14 protein-coding genes are annotated in these 15,812 nt (G+C 61.7%); 7 read left to right on the top strand and 7 right to left on the bottom strand.

The annotated features are described in order from the left end of the window. Together AB4O22_RS22290 and AB4O22_RS22285 are read left to right on the top strand one after the other, a co-directional pair. The gene (locus AB4O22_RS22290; protein ID WP_003197795.1) at window positions 1-1,728 is read left to right on the top strand and encodes an ABC transporter ATP-binding protein/permease; all 1,728 of its coding nucleotides are present in this window, start codon (window positions 1-3) and stop codon (window positions 1,726-1,728) included. Window positions 1,729-2,005: 277 nt separating this feature from the next. Continuing rightward, entirely contained in the window at window positions 2,006-2,752 is a 747-nt protein-coding gene (locus tag AB4O22_RS22285) for a FadR/GntR family transcriptional regulator (protein WP_003197797.1), read from the top strand. A gap of 219 nt (window positions 2,753-2,971) precedes the next feature. On the opposite strand, the gene AB4O22_RS22280 is transcribed toward AB4O22_RS22285, so the two are convergent. Continuing rightward, a complete protein-coding gene (locus tag AB4O22_RS22280) occupies window positions 2,972-3,328 on the bottom strand; it encodes a hypothetical protein (protein WP_100264347.1) in 357 nt (118 codons plus the stop codon). A gap of 373 nt (window positions 3,329-3,701) precedes the next feature. Here AB4O22_RS22280 and kdgD point away from each other — a divergent pair, with 373 nt between their 5' ends. From kdgD to AB4O22_RS22255, 5 genes are all read left to right on the top strand, one after another. Continuing rightward, entirely contained in the window at window positions 3,702-4,613 is a 912-nt protein-coding gene (kdgD, locus tag AB4O22_RS22275; RefSeq protein WP_003177964.1) for a 5-dehydro-4-deoxyglucarate dehydratase, read from the top strand. A gap of 129 nt (window positions 4,614-4,742) precedes the next feature. After that, on the top strand, window positions 4,743-6,188 hold the full coding sequence (locus AB4O22_RS22270) for an aldehyde dehydrogenase family protein (RefSeq protein WP_223471510.1): 1,446 nt from the start codon (window positions 4,743-4,745) through the stop codon (window positions 6,186-6,188). Between the two features lie 86 nt (window positions 6,189-6,274). Continuing rightward, on the top strand, window positions 6,275-7,639 hold the full coding sequence (locus AB4O22_RS22265; protein ID WP_003197804.1) for an MFS transporter: 1,365 nt from the start codon (window positions 6,275-6,277) through the stop codon (window positions 7,637-7,639). A 13-nt stretch (window positions 7,640-7,652) separates the two neighbouring features. Further along, window positions 7,653-9,206, top strand: coding sequence for a galactarate dehydratase (gene garD / locus AB4O22_RS22260; RefSeq protein WP_003197806.1), 1,554 nt, complete (start codon window positions 7,653-7,655; stop codon window positions 9,204-9,206). 188 nt (window positions 9,207-9,394) lie between these two features. Next, a complete protein-coding gene (locus tag AB4O22_RS22255; protein WP_003197808.1) occupies window positions 9,395-10,336 on the top strand; it encodes an AEC family transporter in 942 nt (313 codons plus the stop codon). 108 nt (window positions 10,337-10,444) lie between these two features. Here the strand turns inward: AB4O22_RS22255 and AB4O22_RS22250 are convergent, their stop codons facing one another. The 6 genes from AB4O22_RS22250 to gatC form a co-directional block, all read right to left on the bottom strand. Then, window positions 10,445-10,825, bottom strand: a complete 381-nt coding sequence (locus AB4O22_RS22250; RefSeq protein ID WP_223471508.1) for a carboxymuconolactone decarboxylase family protein — start codon at window positions 10,823-10,825, stop codon at window positions 10,445-10,447. Then, window positions 10,822-11,883, bottom strand: coding sequence for a calcium/sodium antiporter (locus AB4O22_RS22245; RefSeq protein WP_223471515.1), 1,062 nt, complete (start codon window positions 11,881-11,883; stop codon window positions 10,822-10,824). Before AB4O22_RS22245 ends, AB4O22_RS22250 begins: the two co-directional genes overlap by 4 nt. A gap of 49 nt (window positions 11,884-11,932) precedes the next feature. Further along, window positions 11,933-12,310: a septal ring lytic transglycosylase RlpA family protein gene (locus AB4O22_RS22240; protein WP_214511243.1), complete on the bottom strand. Its 378-nt coding sequence runs from the start codon at window positions 12,308-12,310 to the stop codon at window positions 11,933-11,935. Window positions 12,311-12,443: 133 nt separating this feature from the next. Further along, a complete protein-coding gene (gene gatB / locus AB4O22_RS22235) occupies window positions 12,444-13,889 on the bottom strand; it encodes an Asp-tRNA(Asn)/Glu-tRNA(Gln) amidotransferase subunit GatB (RefSeq protein WP_003197813.1) in 1,446 nt (481 codons plus the stop codon). Between the two features lie 10 nt (window positions 13,890-13,899). Beyond that, window positions 13,900-15,351, bottom strand: coding sequence for an Asp-tRNA(Asn)/Glu-tRNA(Gln) amidotransferase subunit GatA (gene gatA / locus AB4O22_RS22230; RefSeq protein ID WP_003197814.1), 1,452 nt, complete (start codon window positions 15,349-15,351; stop codon window positions 13,900-13,902). Window positions 15,352-15,367: 16 nt separating this feature from the next. Further along, window positions 15,368-15,655, bottom strand: a complete 288-nt coding sequence (gatC, locus tag AB4O22_RS22225) for an Asp-tRNA(Asn)/Glu-tRNA(Gln) amidotransferase subunit GatC (RefSeq protein WP_003197816.1) — start codon at window positions 15,653-15,655, stop codon at window positions 15,368-15,370. Window positions 15,656-15,812: the final 157 nt, after the last annotated feature.

Genomic DNA, 15,812 nt, shown 5'->3' with positions numbered 1-15,812 from the left:
ATGAATCAGAACGCTGAATATTCCGCGGTCAATGACGCGGTGCGCGGGCAGTTTTTCCGCCGTGTCTGGCAAATGACCACGCCGTACTGGCGCAGTGAGGAGAAGGGCAAGGCCTGGACGCTGTTGATCGCCGTCATCGCACTCTCGCTGTTCAGCGTGGCGATCTCGGTGTGGATCAACAGTTGGTACAAGGATTTCTACAACGCCCTGCAAGAGAAGGACAGCGCGGCGTTCTGGCAGTTGATCCTGTATTTCTGCGGCATCGCGGCGGTGGCGATCCTGGGCGCGGTATACCGCTTGTACCTCACGCAGATGCTCACCATCCGCTGGCGGGCCTGGCTCACCGAGCAGCATTTCGCCCGCTGGCTCGGTGACAAGAATTACTACCGGCTGGAGCAGGGCGGTTATACCGATAACCCGGACCAGCGGATTTCCGAAGACCTCAACAGTTTCACTACCAACACCCTGAGCCTGGGCTTGGGATTGCTGCGCACTGTGGTCAGCCTGGTGTCGTTCTCGATCATTTTGTGGGGCGTGTCAGGCAGCATCGAAGTGTTCGGCTACACCATCCCGGGCTACATGTTCTGGTGCGCGCTGGTGTATGCGGCGGTGGGCAGTTGGCTGACGCACTTGATCGGCCGACGCCTGATCGGTCTGAACAACAACCAGCAACGCTTCGAAGCCGACCTGCGTTTTTCCATGGTACGGGTGCGTGAAAACGCCGAGAGCATTGCGCTGTACAACGGTGAACCGAACGAGAACCGTCGCCTGAGCGGGCGTTTCGGCCTGGTCTGGCATAATTTCTGGGACATCATGCGAGTGTCCAAGCGCCTGACGTTCTTCACCTCCGGCTACGGCCAGATCGCGATCATCTTCCCGTTCATCGTCGCTGCACCGCGCTACTTTGCCGGCAAGATCCAGCTGGGCGAGCTCATGCAGATCAACTCGGCGTTCGGCAATGTGCAGGAGAATTTCAGCTGGTTCATCAGTGCTTATGCCGACCTCGCCGCGTGGCGCGCCACCTGCGATCGTCTGCTGAGTTTCCGCCAGGCCATGAGCGACAACGAAGACCGTGTGCCGGCCATCGATGTGCAAAACCAGGGCGATGGGTTGAAGGTTCATCACTTGGGGCTGGACCTGGCCGACGGTCGCCATCTGCTCGATAACGCCGACATGACCGTGGAGCCGGGCGAACGGGTGATGCTCAGTGGCCGTTCAGGCAGCGGCAAATCGACCCTGCTGCGGGCGATGGGGCATTTGTGGCCGGCAGGGCACGGGACGATCCGGCTTCCGGCCGCGCGTTACCTGTTCCTGCCGCAGAAGCCTTATCTACCGATTGGCAGCCTGCGTGAGGTATTGAGTTATCCACAGGCCGGCGATATCTATCCCAACGAACGTTATGCCCAGGTGCTGGAAACCTGCCGCCTGCCGCACCTGATCCCGCGGCTGGATGAAAGCAACCACTGGCAGCGCATGCTCTCGCCCGGCGAGCAACAACGCCTGGCCTTTGCCCGCGCATTGCTTTATGCACCGCAATGGTTGTACATGGACGAAGCCACGTCGGCGATGGACGAAGAAGACGAGGCGACGCTGTACCAGGCGTTGATCGACCAGTTGCCGGGCCTGAGCATTGTCAGCGTCGGCCACCGAAGCAGTTTGAAACGTTTCCATCCGCGACATGTGCGTATCGAAAATGGCCAACTGGTGGAGCGCACCGTGACAGCATAAACACCCAAAACCTGTGGGAGCGAGCTTGCTCGCGATAGCGGTGTATCAGTTGATATTGATGTGGCTGACCCACCGCCATCGCGAGCAAGCTCGCTCCCTCAGGGGGTTTGTGGTGAGCCGGATGCAAATGCACGCAACCGCTCTAGTGTGGGAGCGAGCCTGCTCGCGATGGAGGCGACGCGGTTCCTGTCCAAGACTCATCGCTGCACCCACGGTGATCGTACAACCACGTTGCGCTATGATGTTGCCATTCAGCCGTTTACCGAGACACAACCCCATGGAAAACCCGATCGAAGTACCACGCTTTCCCCGCAAGCGCCGCAGCCTGGCGCAGGAGCTGGTGACGGTGTTGACCGAGCAGATTCGCGACGGCCTGCTCAAGCGTGGCGATAAATTGCCCACCGAGTCGGCGATCATGGAAGCCCATGGCGTCAGCCGTACCGTGGTGCGCGAGGCGATTTCCCGTTTGCAGGCGGCCGGCCAGGTGGAAACCCGCCATGGCATCGGCACTTTCGTGCTGGACACGCCGAGCCCGAGCGGTTTTCGCATCGACCCGGCCACCGTGGTCACCTTGCGTGACGTGCTGGCGATCCTGGAGTTGCGCATCAGCCTGGAAGTGGAATCCGCCGGGCTGGCGGCGCAGCGCCGCAGCGACGAGCAACTGGCCGCCATGCGCGCCGCCCTCGACGCCTTGAACGAAAGCGCCGCCCACGCCAGCGATGCGGTGGCCTCGGACTTCGCCTTCCACCTGGAAATCGCCCTGTCCACCGGCAACCGCTACTTCACCGACATCATGACTCACCTGGGTACCAGCATCATTCCGCGTACCCGGGTGAACTCGGCGCGTTTGGCCCACGATGACCAGCAGCGCTACATGAACCGCCTGAGCCGCGAGCACGAGGAGATCTACGACGCCATCGCCCGCCAGGACTCCGAGGCGGCCCGTGCGGCCATGCGTTTGCATCTGACCAACAGCCGCGAGCGGCTGCGCCAGGCCCATGAAGAGGCGCAGGCGCAGGGCTAGCTGCTGTCAGTTGAGATGAGGTGAGTCACTGTTCCTGTGGCGAGGGGATTTATCCCCGCTGGGTTGCGCAGCAACCCCTTGAGGCGACAATTCATTCAATCAGACACGCCGGGGTGTCGGTTTCAGGGCTGCTGCGCACCCCAGCGGGATAAATCCCCTCGCCACACAGATACTGCGTTGCTGCTCGCTTACCAGCCGACAAACGCAAGGAGATGGCTACTACGCCTTGATCCGCAACATTTGCGGCTCGGATATATCGGGATCCCAGCTCTCGTAGCTAACCTCGTAACGAAGCTCAACCAATTTGTCGATGTAAGCTGTCAAGTCGGCATTGGTTAGCGTCATTGTCACATCCTTGCAGGGCGTACCTTCCTCGCCCTCGGTCAGCGGTGTAAACGCACCTACCGGAGTTGGAGACGTCGAGCCGACGCCCAGAGTCAGTCGGGCGTTCGAGTACGGTTCAAAAGCTGCATCCGGAATCTTCACGCTCAACGTCTTTACCTTTGACAAGCTGATCGTGACTTCCCCAGTGGCTGGAAAGTCCTTGAGCGTCGGTTTTGCATAGCTCTTCGCCATGATGTCACTCCCTGTGAGGCAGCCCTGATCGTTGCGTACGGGCGACTCACTTAAAAGATTGAGAAAAGGACTACAGCCGGGCATGACACGGCCATGCCTGGGTTATGCCCCCTTGTCGTGACGACGCCTACTGACAGAGTTGACAGTGGCGATGAGCGGTCCTAGTGCTCGGTCGGCAACTTTTATCTGTCTTTTCCATCCTGCTCAAAGGCCCGATTTACAAGGTCCTGCGACAAGCGCCTCAACCTCGACACCCGACAAAAGACGAAATGCAGTTGACGTTCATATTTTAAGTTGTACGATGACCTACAACTTCACGTGAAGCTGAACCGTTTCCTACAACACATCATTTTGCGTCCAGGGTGTTCGAATAATGAATCCACAAGAACTGAAGTCCATCCTCTCGTCTGGCCTGCTGTCGTTCCCGGTCACCGATTTCACTGCTCAAGGCGATTTCAATCGCGACAGCTACATCAAGCGCCTCGAGTGGCTGGCCCCGTATGGCGCCTCTGCATTGTTCGCAGCGGGCGGCACCGGTGAATTCTTCTCCCTGGCCGCCAGCGAGTATTCCCAGGTCATCAAGACCGCCGTCGATACCTGCGCCACCAGCGTGCCAATTCTTGCCGGTGTTGGCGGTGCCACTCGCCAGGCCATCGAATACGCTCAAGAAGCCGAGCGTCTGGGTGCCAAGGGTCTGTTGCTGTTGCCGCATTACCTGACCGAAGCCAGCCAGGACGGTGTTGCCGCTCACGTTGAAGCCGTGTGCAAATCGGTGAAGATCGGCGTGGTGGTGTACAACCGCAACGTCTGCCGCCTGAATGCCACTTTGCTGGAACAACTGGCCGAGCGCTGCCCGAACCTGATCGGCTACAAGGATGGCCTGGGCGATATCGAACTGATGGTGTCGATCCGTCGCCGCCTCGGCGATCGCTTCAGCTACCTGGGCGGGCTGCCGACCGCTGAAGTCTATGCCGCGGCCTACAAGGCCCTGGGCGTGCCGGTCTACTCCTCGGCGGTGTTCAACTTCATTCCGAAAACCGCGATGGATTTCTACCACGCCATTGCCCGCGACGATCACGAAACCGTCGGCAAGATCATCGACGACTTCTTCCTGCCATACCTGGACATCCGCAACCGCAAGGCCGGTTACGCAGTGAGCATCGTCAAGGCCGGCGCGAAGATCGTGGGCTATGACGCAGGTCCTGTGCGCACGCCGCTGACCGACCTGTTGCCAGAAGAATACGAAGCACTGGCCGCGCTGATCGACAAGCAAGGCAAGCAGTAACAGACCCGATAAGGCCGCTGAGCAATCAGCGGCTTTTTGCGTATGGCTTGATCGCTCCCACGCATCGCGTGGGAATGCAGCCAGGGACGCTCTGCGTTCCTAGACAGCTTTTGTAGAAGGAGTAGCTCCGTGGCAGATTCAAAGCGTTTCGATAACTACATCAACGGTCAGTGGGTGGCCGGTGCTGACTATTGCACCAACATCAACCCGTCTGACTTGTCCGATGTCATCGGTGAATACGCCAAGGCTGACGCAGCGCAAGTCAATGCCGCCATCGAAGCCGCGCGCGCCGCGTTCCCGGCCTGGTCGACCTCGGGCATCCAGGCCCGTCATGATGCGCTGGACAAAGTCGGCAGCGAAATCCTCGCCCGCCGTGAAGAACTTGGCCAACTGCTGGCCCGGGAAGAGGGCAAGACCCTGCCCGAAGCCATCGGTGAAGTGACCCGAGCCGGTAACATTTTCAAGTTCTTCGCCGGTGAATGCCTGCGCCTGTCGGGTGATTACGTGCCGTCGGTGCGCCCAGGCGTCAACGTTGAAGTCACCCGTGAAGCCCTCGGTGTGGTCGGCCTGATCACCCCGTGGAACTTCCCGATCGCCATTCCCGCGTGGAAAATTGCCCCGGCCCTGGCCTACGGCAACTGCGTGGTGATCAAACCCGCCGAGTTGGTACCGGGCTGCGCCTGGGCCCTGGCCGAGATCATTTCCCGCGCCGGTTTCCCGGCCGGTGCGTTCAACCTGGTGATGGGCAGCGGCCGTGTGGTCGGCGAAGTCCTGGTCAACAGCCCGAAAGTCGACGGCATCAGCTTTACCGGTTCGGTGGGCGTGGGGCGGCAGATCGCCGTCAACTGCGTGTCGCGCCAGGCCAAGGTGCAGTTGGAAATGGGCGGCAAGAACCCGCAGATCATCCTCGACGACGCCGACCTCAAGCAGGCCGTCGAACTGGCGGTGCAGAGTGCGTTCTACTCCACCGGCCAGCGCTGCACGGCCTCGAGTCGCCTGATCGTCACCGCCGGCATCCATGACAAGTTCGTCGAGGCCATGGCCGAGCGCATGCAGTCGATCAAGGTTGGCCATGCATTGAAGGCCGGCACCGATATCGGTCCGGTGGTTTCCGAAGCCCAGCTCAGCCAGGACTTGAAGTACATCGACATCGGCCAGAGCGAAGGTGCTCGGTTGGTCAGTGGCGGTGGCCTGGTGACGTGCGACACGGAAGGTTACTTCCTGGCGCCGACCCTGTTCGCCGACAGCGAAGCCTCGATGCGCATCAGCCGCGAAGAGATCTTCGGCCCGGTGGCCAACGTCGTGCGCGTGGCCGACTACGATGCGGCGCTGGCGATGGCCAACGACACCGAGTTCGGTCTGTCCGCCGGTATCGCCACCACCTCGTTGAAGTATGCCAACCACTTCAAGCGCCATTCCCAGGCGGGCATGGTGATGGTCAACCTGCCGACGGCTGGCGTGGATTACCACGTGCCGTTCGGCGGACGCAAAGGCTCGTCCTATGGTTCGCGTGAGCAAGGTCGCTACGCGCAAGAGTTCTACACCGTGGTGAAGACCTCTTACATCGGTTCGTAAACGCAACACCGGCCGGGGCTGGATTTCCAGCCCCGGTCGTACAATCTGCTGACCCGCATAAAAATAAATAGTGGGAGTACCTCTACATGCAAGCGACCAAGCCGACTCACGTCCGCTATTTGATCCTGCTCATGCTGTTCCTGGTGACGACGATCAACTATGCCGACCGCGCTACTATCGCCATCGCAGGCTCCAGCCTGCAAAAAGACCTCGGCATCGACGCCGTCACCCTCGGTTATATCTTCTCCGCTTTCGGTTGGGCCTACGTGGCCGGGCAGATTCCTGGCGGCTGGCTACTCGACCGTTTCGGCTCGAAAAAAATCTATGCCTTGAGCATTTTCACCTGGTCGCTGTTCACCGTGCTGCAAGGCTATGTCGGTGAATTCGGCATGTCCACGGCCGTGGTTGCACTGTTCATGCTGCGCTTTATGGTCGGTCTGGCCGAGGCGCCGTCCTTCCCGGGCAACGCACGTATCGTCGCCGCCTGGTTCCCCACCGCAGAACGCGGCACCGCCTCGGCGATTTTCAACTCGGCGCAATACTTCGCCACGGTGCTGTTCGCGCCGCTGATGGGTTGGATCGTCTATCGCTTCGGCTGGCAGCATGTGTTCATCGTGATGGGCGTGATCGGCATCGTGTTCTCGCTGATCTGGCTGAAAGTGATCCACAGCCCGCGTCAGCACCCGATGATCAACGAGGCCGAGTTCAATCACATCGCCGCCAATGGTGCGATGGTCGATATGGACCAGGACAAGGGCAAGGACAAGAAAACCGACGGTCCGAAGTGGGATTACATCCGCCAACTGCTGACCAACCGCATGATGCTCGGCGTTTACCTGGGCCAGTACTGCATCAACGGCATCACCTACTTCTTCCTGACCTGGTTCCCGGTATACCTGGTGCAGGAACGCGGCATGACCATCCTCAAGGCCGGTTTCATCGCGTCCTTGCCAGCGATCTGCGGTTTCATCGGCGGCGTCCTCGGCGGGGTGATTTCCGATTACCTGCTGCGCAAGGGCCACTCGCTGACCTTCGCCCGCAAGGCACCGATCATCGCCGGCCTGCTGGTGTCCAGCAGCATCGTGGCGTGCAACTACGTCGACATCGAATGGATGGTGGTGGGCTTCATGGCCCTGGCCTTCTTCGGTAAAGGCGTCGGCGCACTGGGCTGGGCCGTGGTCTCCGATACGTCGCCAAAACAGATCGCCGGCTTGAGCGGTGGCCTGTTCAACACCTTCGGCAACCTGGCATCGATCACCACGCCAATCGTCATCGGCTACATCATCAGCGCCACCGGTTCGTTCAAATGGGCGCTGGTGTTTGTCGGTTGCAACGCGCTGGTGGCGGTGTTCAGCTACCTGGTCATTGTGGGGCCGATCAAGCGTGTCGTGCTCAAGGAACCAACGGCCAAGGATGCCGACATCTCCAGCCTGTCTGAAGCAAAATCCTGAAGGAGCGGCGTCAATGCAACTGATTGAACATGCCGATTCGCCGCGTTACATCCGCTTGCATGAGCGGGACAACGTAGTGATCGTCGTCAATGACCAGGGTGTACCGGCCGGGACCGAGTTCCCGGACGGCCTGGTCACTGTGGACTTTGTGCCGCAGAGCCACAAGGTCACCCTGGTGGACATTCCCGAGGGAGGCGAGGTGATTCGCTATGGCCAGGTCATCGGCTATGCGCTGCAACCGATCCCTCGTGGCAGCTGGGTCAAGGAAGACCAGTTGCGCATGCCGACCGCGCCGCCGCTGGACAGCCTGCCGCTGTCCACTGATGTGCCGGTGGCCGATGCGCCGCTGGAGGGCTACACCTTCGAGGGTTATCGCAACGCCGACGGTACCGTCGGCACGCGCAATATCCTGGGCATCACCACCACGGTGCAGTGCGTGACCGGGGTGCTGGACCATGCAGTCAAGCGCATCAAGGACGAGTTGCTGCCCAAGTACCCGAACGTCGATGACGTGGTGGCGCTGACCCACAGCTACGGCTGCGGCGTGGCGATCACTGCCACCGATGCCTACATCCCGATCCGTACCGTGCGCAACCTGGCACGTAACCCGAACCTGGGGGGCGAGGCGCTGGTGATCAGCCTGGGTTGCGAGAAATTGCAGGCCGGGCAGGTGATGCATGAGGGCGACAGCTCGGTGGACCTCAGCGAGCCTTGGTTGTATCGCTTGCAGGATTCCAGTCACGGTTTCACCGAAATGATCGAGCAGATCATGGAACTGGCCGAGACCCGCCTGAAGAAACTCGACCAGCGCCGCCGCGAAACCGTACCGGCTTCGGAGCTGATCCTGGGCATGCAATGTGGTGGCAGCGATGCGTTTTCAGGCATCACCGCCAACCCGGCGCTGGGCTACGCCTCGGACCTGCTGCTACGGGCCGGGGCGACGGTGATGTTCTCCGAGGTCACCGAAGTGCGCGATGCGATCTACTTGCTGACCTCTCGGGCACAAACCCAGGAGGTCGCCCAGGAACTGGTGCGTGAAATGGACTGGTACGACCGCTACCTGGCCAAGGGCGAGGCCGATCGCAGTGCCAACACCACGCCGGGCAACAAGAAGGGCGGGCTGTCGAACATCGTCGAAAAATCCCTGGGCTCGATCGTCAAATCCGGCAGCAGCGCGATCAATGGCGTGCTGGGTCCGGGCGAGCGCTTCAAGCAAAAGGGCCTGATCTTCTGCGCCACGCCGGCCAGTGACTTTGTCTGCGGTACGTTGCAACTGGCGGCGGGGATGAACCTGCACGTGTTCACCACCGGTCGTGGCACGCCGTACGGCTTGGCGATGGCTCCGGTGGTGAAGGTCTCGACCCGCACCGAACTGGCCCAACGCTGGCCGGACCTGATCGACATCGACGCCGGCCGGATCGCCACCGGACGCGCGACCATCGAAGAGTTGGGTTGGGAGCTGTTCCACTACTACCTGGACGTGGCCAGCGGCAAGAAACAGACCTGGGCCGAGCGGCACAAGTTGTACAACGACATCACGTTGTTCAACCCTGCACCGATCACCTGATGATTTCGTGATCGCCGGAGATTGATCGTTCCCACGTTCCGCGTGGGAATGCCTCTGCGGACGCTCCGCGTTCGGATCTTGGGACGCGGAGCGTCCCTGGCTGCATTCCCACGCAGAGCGTGGGAACGATCAGTGGGAAAGTGGCTTATCATTAGCCACCTAACGACACCCTCTCAAGGTCCCCCGGCATGCTGGCAATTTTCCTCGAAACCCTGAACATCACCGCGCCGGTGTTTGCCATGCTGTTTTTGGGGGTGTTGCTCAAGCGCATCAACTGGATCAACGATAACTTCATCCACATCGCCTCGTCCCTGGTGTTCAACGTCACCATGCCGGCGCTGTTGTTTCTCGGCATCCTCCATGCCGACCTGCATGCGGCGTTGCAGCCCGACCTGCTGATCTATTTCTCCGTCGCCACCCTGGCAAGTTTCGCCATGGCCTGGGGCTGGGCGATCTGGCGCTGCCCGCGCGAGGATCGCGGTATCTATACCCAGGGTGCGTTTCGCGGCAACAACGGGGTCATTGGCCTGGCGCTGGCGGCGAGCATGTATGGCGACTACGGGATTTCCCTGGGGGCGATTCTCGCGGCGCTGGTGATCCTGTTCTACAACACCTTGTCGACCATCGTGCTGGCGGTCTACAGCCCGGTGATCAAGTCTGACCCGTGGAGCATCTGCAAGAGTGTGATCAGCAACCCGCTGATCATCAGCGTGATCGTCGCCGCGCCGTTCGCCTATTGGCACATCGGCCTGCCAAACTGGTTCGAGACCTCGGCCAAATACCTGTCGCAAATGACCTTGCCCCTGGCGTTGATCTGCATTGGCGGCACGCTGTCGCTGGCGGCCTTGCGCAAGAGCGGCAAGATGGCCCTGAGTTCGAGCCTGGTGAAGATGGTCGGGCTGCCGCTGCTGGCCACTCTCGGTGCGTGGCTCTGGGGCTTTCGCGGGGCGGAGTTGGGGATCCTGTTCCTGTACTTCGGCAGCCCCACCGCCGCCGCCAGTTACGTCATGGCCCGGGCGGCCGATGGCAACCATGAACTGGCGGCGGCGATCATCGTCATCACCACGCTGATGGCGGCGATTACCACCAACCTGGGGATCTTTGTGTTGCAGTGGGGTGGGTGGATCTAGCCTTGGGTTTGCGCTGTTCTTGAGGTCCAAATCGCGAGCAGGCTCGCTCCCACAGGTGTATCGCAATCATCTGTGGGAGCGAGCTTGCTCGCGATAGCGATCCAATGGTCACTCAGGTTTCTGATAGCTATCGATCACTTCCTGCGCCGCCCGAAACGCGTCGATCGCCGCCGGCACGCCCGCGTATACCGCGCAATGCAGCAATGCCTCTCGAATCTCTTCCACCGTGCAGCCATTATTCAGCGCGCCGCGCACATGGCCTTTGAGTTCCTGCGGGCACTTGAGGGCGGTGAGGGCCGCCAGGGTGATCAGGCTGCGGGTCTTCAGCGGCAGGCCTTCGCGGCTCCAGACGCTGCCCCAGGCATGTTCGTTGACGAAGTCCTGCAATGGCTGGGTGAACTCGGTGGCGTTGCCCAGGGCGCGGTCGACGAATGTGTCGCCCATGACCTGGCGACGCATGTCCAGGCCGGTCTTTGGAATGTCGGTCATGACAAATCCCTCTTGTGGTGTTGGCGGCGCCAGGCGCGCAGGGAGGTGAACAGTAAAAACGCGAGCAGGGCTGGCAGCACATAAAACAGCATCAGCCGTTCCAGTTGGCCGGCCAGGGGCATGCCGGTGGTGAAGGACATCACGTGCAGCCCATAGGCCAGGTACAACCCCAGCAACAGCAGGCCCTCGGCGCGGGTGACACGATAACCGGAATAGAACACCGGCAGGCACAGCACCGCCACGCCGAGCATCACCGGCAGGTCGAAATCCAGGGCATTCGGTGAGACCGACAGTGGCGTGGGGGCGGCGAGGGCGGTTATCCCCAATACCCCGAGCAGGTTGAACAGGTTGCTGCCGATGACGTTACCCACCGCAATGTCCCGTTGGCCGCGCAGGGCGGCGATCAACGAGGTGGCGAGCTCCGGCAGCGAGGTGCTGACGGCGACGATGGTCAGGCCGATGATGCGCTCCGAAAGCCCCAGGTCCGTCGCCACTTCCACCGCCGCGCCCAGCAACAGGTGCCCGGCGAAAATCAGCATTGCCAAGCCCAGCACGATCATCGCCAGGCTCCTGGGCCACGACCCCTGGGTCACCTCCATACCCACCGTGTGCGGCCGTCCCGAGTGCCGCGACTGACGCAACAACAGGCCCAGGTACACCGCCAGGCCCACCAGCAGCCATACTCCGTCCAGCCGGGTCAGTTCCTCATTCCAGGCCAGCACGAACACCAGCAGGCTGGCACCGATCATCAACGGAATGTCCAGGCGCACCAATTGGCGCGAGACGCGCAATGGAATGATCAGCGCCGACAGCCCGAGGGTGACGAGGATGTTGAAGATGCTGCTGCCGATCACGCTGCCCACGGCGATGTCGGCGTTTTGCGCCAGGGTTGCCTGCAGGCTGACGGCCATTTGTGGGGCGCTGCTGCCGAACGCGACGACGCTCAGGCCGATGATCAGTGGTCGTACCTGCAAGCGTGCCGCCAGGCCCACGGCGGCGCGCACCAGCAGTTCGGCGCCGCCGATCAGCAACAGCAGGGCGCCGAACAATTCGATCAGGCTGAGCAGCGGTAGGGCGGTGAGTAGGGAAATGGCCGGGCTCCGTCTATCAATCGTCGAGGGCTTGCACGCGCACGCGTGCGGTGCCGCTGCGCAACATGCCCAGTTGCTCGGCGGCTTCGCGGGACACGTCGATCAAGCGGCCTCGGGAGTATGGGCCACGGTCGTTGATGCGCACCACTACGCTGTCATTGTTGCTCAGGTTGGTGACTTTCACCCGGGTGCCGAACGGCAACTGGCGATGGGCGGCGGTCAGGCTGTGCTGGTCGAAACGCTCGCCGCTGGCGGTGCGCTTGCCGTGGTGCCTGGCACCGTAATAAGAGGCGACGCCGGTCTGGTCGTAGCCGTGTGGATCGACCGTCCCGCTCTGGCTGGCGCAACCGGCCAACAGGGACAGCAGGGCGCAGGCGCCGAGGAGACGCTTCATTCGATGACCCCATGATCGTTCCCACGCTCTGCGTGGGAATGCAGCCCGTGACGCTCTGCGTCACAAAAAGCGGACGCGGAGCGTCCAGTGAGGCGTTCCCACGCGGAGCGTGGGAACGATCACCGTCGATAAGTCAGCCCTCGAGCTTGCTTTTGAGCAGTTCGTTGACCTGTTGCGGGTTGGCCTTGCCCTTGGAGGCTTTCATGGCCTGGCCGACGAAGAAGCCGAACATCTTGCCGCGCTTGGCTTCGTCTGCCGCACGGTACTGTTCGACCTGCTCGGCGTTGGCCGCGAGCATTTCATCGAGCACGGCGGAAATGGCGCCGGTATCGGTGACCTGCTTCAAGCCGCGCTTCTCGATGATCTCGTCGGCGCTGCCCTCGCCATTGGCCATGGCTTCGAACACCATCTTGGCGATCTTGCCGGAAATGGTGTTGTCCTTGATCCGCACCAGCATGCCGCCCAGTTGCTCGGCCGAGACCGGCGACTGGTCGATTTCCAGGCCTTGTTTGTTCAACAGGCTGCCCAGTTCCACCATCACCCAGTTGGCCGCCAGCTTGGCGTCGCCGCCGATGCTCACGACTTTCTCGAAGTAATCGGCCTGTTCGCGACTGGTGGCCAGGACGTTGGCGTCATAGCTCGACAGCCCGAATTGCGCCTGGAAGCGCTCGCGTTTTTGCGGCGGCAGTTCCGGCAGGGTGGCGCGCACCTCGTCGAGGAACGAGTTCTCGATAACCACCGGCAGCAGGTCCGGGTCGGGGAAGTAACGGTAGTCGTTGGCTTCTTCCTTGCTGCGCATCGGACGGGTCTCGTCCTTGTTCGGGTCGTACAGGCGGGTCTGCTGGATGACCTTGCCACCGTCCTCGATCAGTTCGATCTGGCGCTGGATCTCGCTGTTGATCGCCTTCTCGATGAAGCGGAACGAGTTGACGTTCTTGATCTCGCAGCGGGTGCCGAATTCGACCTGGCCCTTGGGCCGGATCGACACGTTGCAGTCGCAGCGCAGCGAGCCTTCGGCCATGTTGCCGTCGCAGATGCCCAGGTAGCGCACCAATGCGTGGATCGCCTTGACGTAGGCCACGGCTTCCTTGGCGCTGCGCATGTCCGGCTCGGAAACGATTTCCAGCAGCGGCGTGCCGGCACGGTTCAGGTCGATGCCGGTGGCGCCGTTGAATTCTTCGTGCAGGCTCTTGCCGGCGTCTTCTTCCAGGTGCGCCCGGGTGATGCCGACGCGTTTGACCGTGCCGTCTTCCAGGGCGATGTCCAGGTGGCCCTTGCCAACGATCGGCAATTCCATCTGGCTGATCTGGTAACCCTTGGGCAGGTCCGGGTAGAAGTAGTTCTTGCGGGCGAACACGTTGTGCTGGCCGATCTCGGCGTCAATCGCCAGGCCGAACATCACCGCCATGCGCACTGCTTCGGCGTTGAGCACCGGCAGTACGCCGGGCATGCCCAGGTCGACCAGGCTGGCCTGGGTGTTGGGCTCGGAGCCGAACGTGGTGGAGCTACCGGAAAAGATTTTCGACCGGGTGGTGAGCTGGGTATGAATCTCCAGCCCGATCACGACTTCCCATTGCATGTGTTTCTCCTCAGAAGCCGGTTGGGGTGCGGGTGTGCCAGTCAGTGTTCAACTGATACTGGTGGGCAACGTTCAACAGGCGGCCTTCCTGGAAATACGGCGCGAGCAACTGCACGCCCACTGGCAGGCCATCGACGAAACCGGCCGGCATGGACAGGCCCGGCAAGCCGGCGAGGTTCGCGGTGATGGTGTAGACGTCTTCCAGGTACTCGGCGACCGGGTCACTGTTCTTGGCACCGAGTTTCCAGGCCGGGTTCGGCGTGGTTGGACCGAGGATGATGTCGACCTCGTTGAAGGCGGCCATGAAGTCGTTCTTCACCAGGCGGCGGATTTTCTGCGCCTTGAGGTAGTAGGCGTCGTAGTAGCCGGCGGACAGCGCGTAGGCGCCGACCATGATCCGGCGCTGCACTTCGGCACCGAAGCCTTCGCCACGGGAGCGCTTGTACAGGTCGATCAGGTTTTCCGGGTTCTCGCAGCGATAGCCGAAGCGCACGCCGTCGAAACGCGACAGGTTCGAGGACGCTTCCGCCGGGGCGATCACGTAGTACGCCGGAATCGCGTGCTGCATGTTCGGCAGGCTGATTTCCTTGATGACCGCACCGAGCTTCTCCAGCTCCTTGACGCTGTTGTGGACCAGTTCGGCGATGCGTGGGTCGAGGCCGGCGCTGAAGTACTCCTTCGGCACACCGATGCGCAGGCCCTGCAGCGAGCCGTTGAGGCTGGCGCTGTAGTCCGGCACTGGCTCATCGATGCTGGTGGAGTCGTTCGGGTCGAAGCCGGCCATGCCTTGCAGCAGGATTGCGCAGTCTTCGGCGGTGCGGGCCAGCGGGCCACCCTGGTCGAGGCTGGAGGCGTAGGCGATCATGCCCCAGCGCGAGACACGGCCGTAGGTCGGCTTGAGGCCTGTGAGGTTGGTGAACGCCGCCGGTTGGCGAATCGAGCCGCCGGTGTCGGTGGCGGTGGCGGCCGGCAACAGGCGTGCGGCCACGGCGGCGGCGGAACCACCGGACGAGCCGCCCGGTACGTGTTCCAGGTTCCACGGGTTTTTCACCGCGCCGTAGTAGCTCGACTCGTTGGCCGAGCCCATGGCGAATTCGTCCATGTTGGTCTTGCCCAGGGTCACGGTGCCGGCGGCGGCCAGCTTGGCGACCACGGTGGCATCGTACGGCGCCTTGAAGTTGTCGAGCATCTTCGAGCCGCAGCTGGTGCGGATGCCCTGGGTGCAGAACAAGTCCTTGTGGGCGATCGGCGCACCGAGCAGGGCGCCGGTTTCACCGTTGGCGCGCCGGGCGTCGGCGGCCTTGGCCTGGCTCAGGGCCAGCTCCTGGGTGAGGCTGATGAAGCTGTTGAGCTGCGGATCGAGCTGGGCGATGCGCGCCAGCAGGACCTGGGTCAGCTCTTCGGAAGAAAACTTTTTATCGGCGAGTCCGCGGGCGATCTCGGCCAGGGTCATGTGATGCATGAGAGGCTCTTTCCCTTTAGTCGATGACTTTCGGAACCAGGTACAGGCCGTTTTCGACCGCTGGTGCGATGGACTGGTAGGCCTCGCGGTGATTGGACTCGGTCACGACGTCGGCGCGCAGGCGCTGGCTGGCTTCCAGTGGGTGTGCCAGTGGTTCGATACCGTCGGTATTGACCGCCTGCATCTCGTCGACCAGCCCCAGAATGCTGTTCAGGGCAGAAGTGATGTGTGGAAGATCGGCTTCATTGAGGCCCAGACAGGCCAGATGAGCGATTTTTTCCACGTCGGAGCGTTCAAGCGCCATGGGATTCTCCAGTGGAAAACAAAACGGACGTAGTCTGTCCGTGTGTTAGATTGTCGGAACACTACCGCATTTCTACGGTCTTACGGCCGCGATTTCGGGGTTTGGTGCACAGAAAAGCGGCCAATTTAACATATTGGCGCCTTGCCCAAAATCCCTG

The organism is Pseudomonas sp. S3_B11, from assembly GCF_054667715.1.
The sequence above is the reverse complement of the archived record's forward strand: the minus strand, read 5'-3'. Positions and strand labels throughout refer to the sequence as shown.

Coding starts and splice junctions, on each gene's coding strand:
- AB4O22_RS22290 (WP_003197795.1), top strand. CDS start 1: ATGAATCAGAACGCTGAATATTCCGCGGTCAATGACGCGGTGCGCGGG.
- AB4O22_RS22280 (WP_100264347.1), bottom strand. CDS start 3,328: ATGGCGAAGAGCTATGCAAAACCGACGCTCAAGGACTTTCCAGCCACT.
- gatC (WP_003197816.1), bottom strand. CDS start 15,655: ATGGCGCTTGAACGCTCCGACGTGGAAAAAATCGCTCATCTGGCCTGT.
- garD (WP_003197806.1), top strand. CDS start 7,653: ATGCAACTGATTGAACATGCCGATTCGCCGCGTTACATCCGCTTGCAT.
- AB4O22_RS22240 (WP_214511243.1), bottom strand. CDS start 12,310: ATGAAGCGTCTCCTCGGCGCCTGCGCCCTGCTGTCCCTGTTGGCCGGT.
- AB4O22_RS22250 (WP_223471508.1), bottom strand. CDS start 10,825: ATGACCGACATTCCAAAGACCGGCCTGGACATGCGTCGCCAGGTCATG.
- AB4O22_RS22265 (WP_003197804.1), top strand. CDS start 6,275: ATGCAAGCGACCAAGCCGACTCACGTCCGCTATTTGATCCTGCTCATG.
- gatB (WP_003197813.1), bottom strand. CDS start 13,889: ATGCAATGGGAAGTCGTGATCGGGCTGGAGATTCATACCCAGCTCACC.
- kdgD (WP_003177964.1), top strand. CDS start 3,702: ATGAATCCACAAGAACTGAAGTCCATCCTCTCGTCTGGCCTGCTGTCG.
- AB4O22_RS22255 (WP_003197808.1), top strand. CDS start 9,395: ATGCTGGCAATTTTCCTCGAAACCCTGAACATCACCGCGCCGGTGTTT.
- AB4O22_RS22285 (WP_003197797.1), top strand. CDS start 2,006: ATGGAAAACCCGATCGAAGTACCACGCTTTCCCCGCAAGCGCCGCAGC.
- gatA (WP_003197814.1), bottom strand. CDS start 15,351: ATGCATCACATGACCCTGGCCGAGATCGCCCGCGGACTCGCCGATAAA.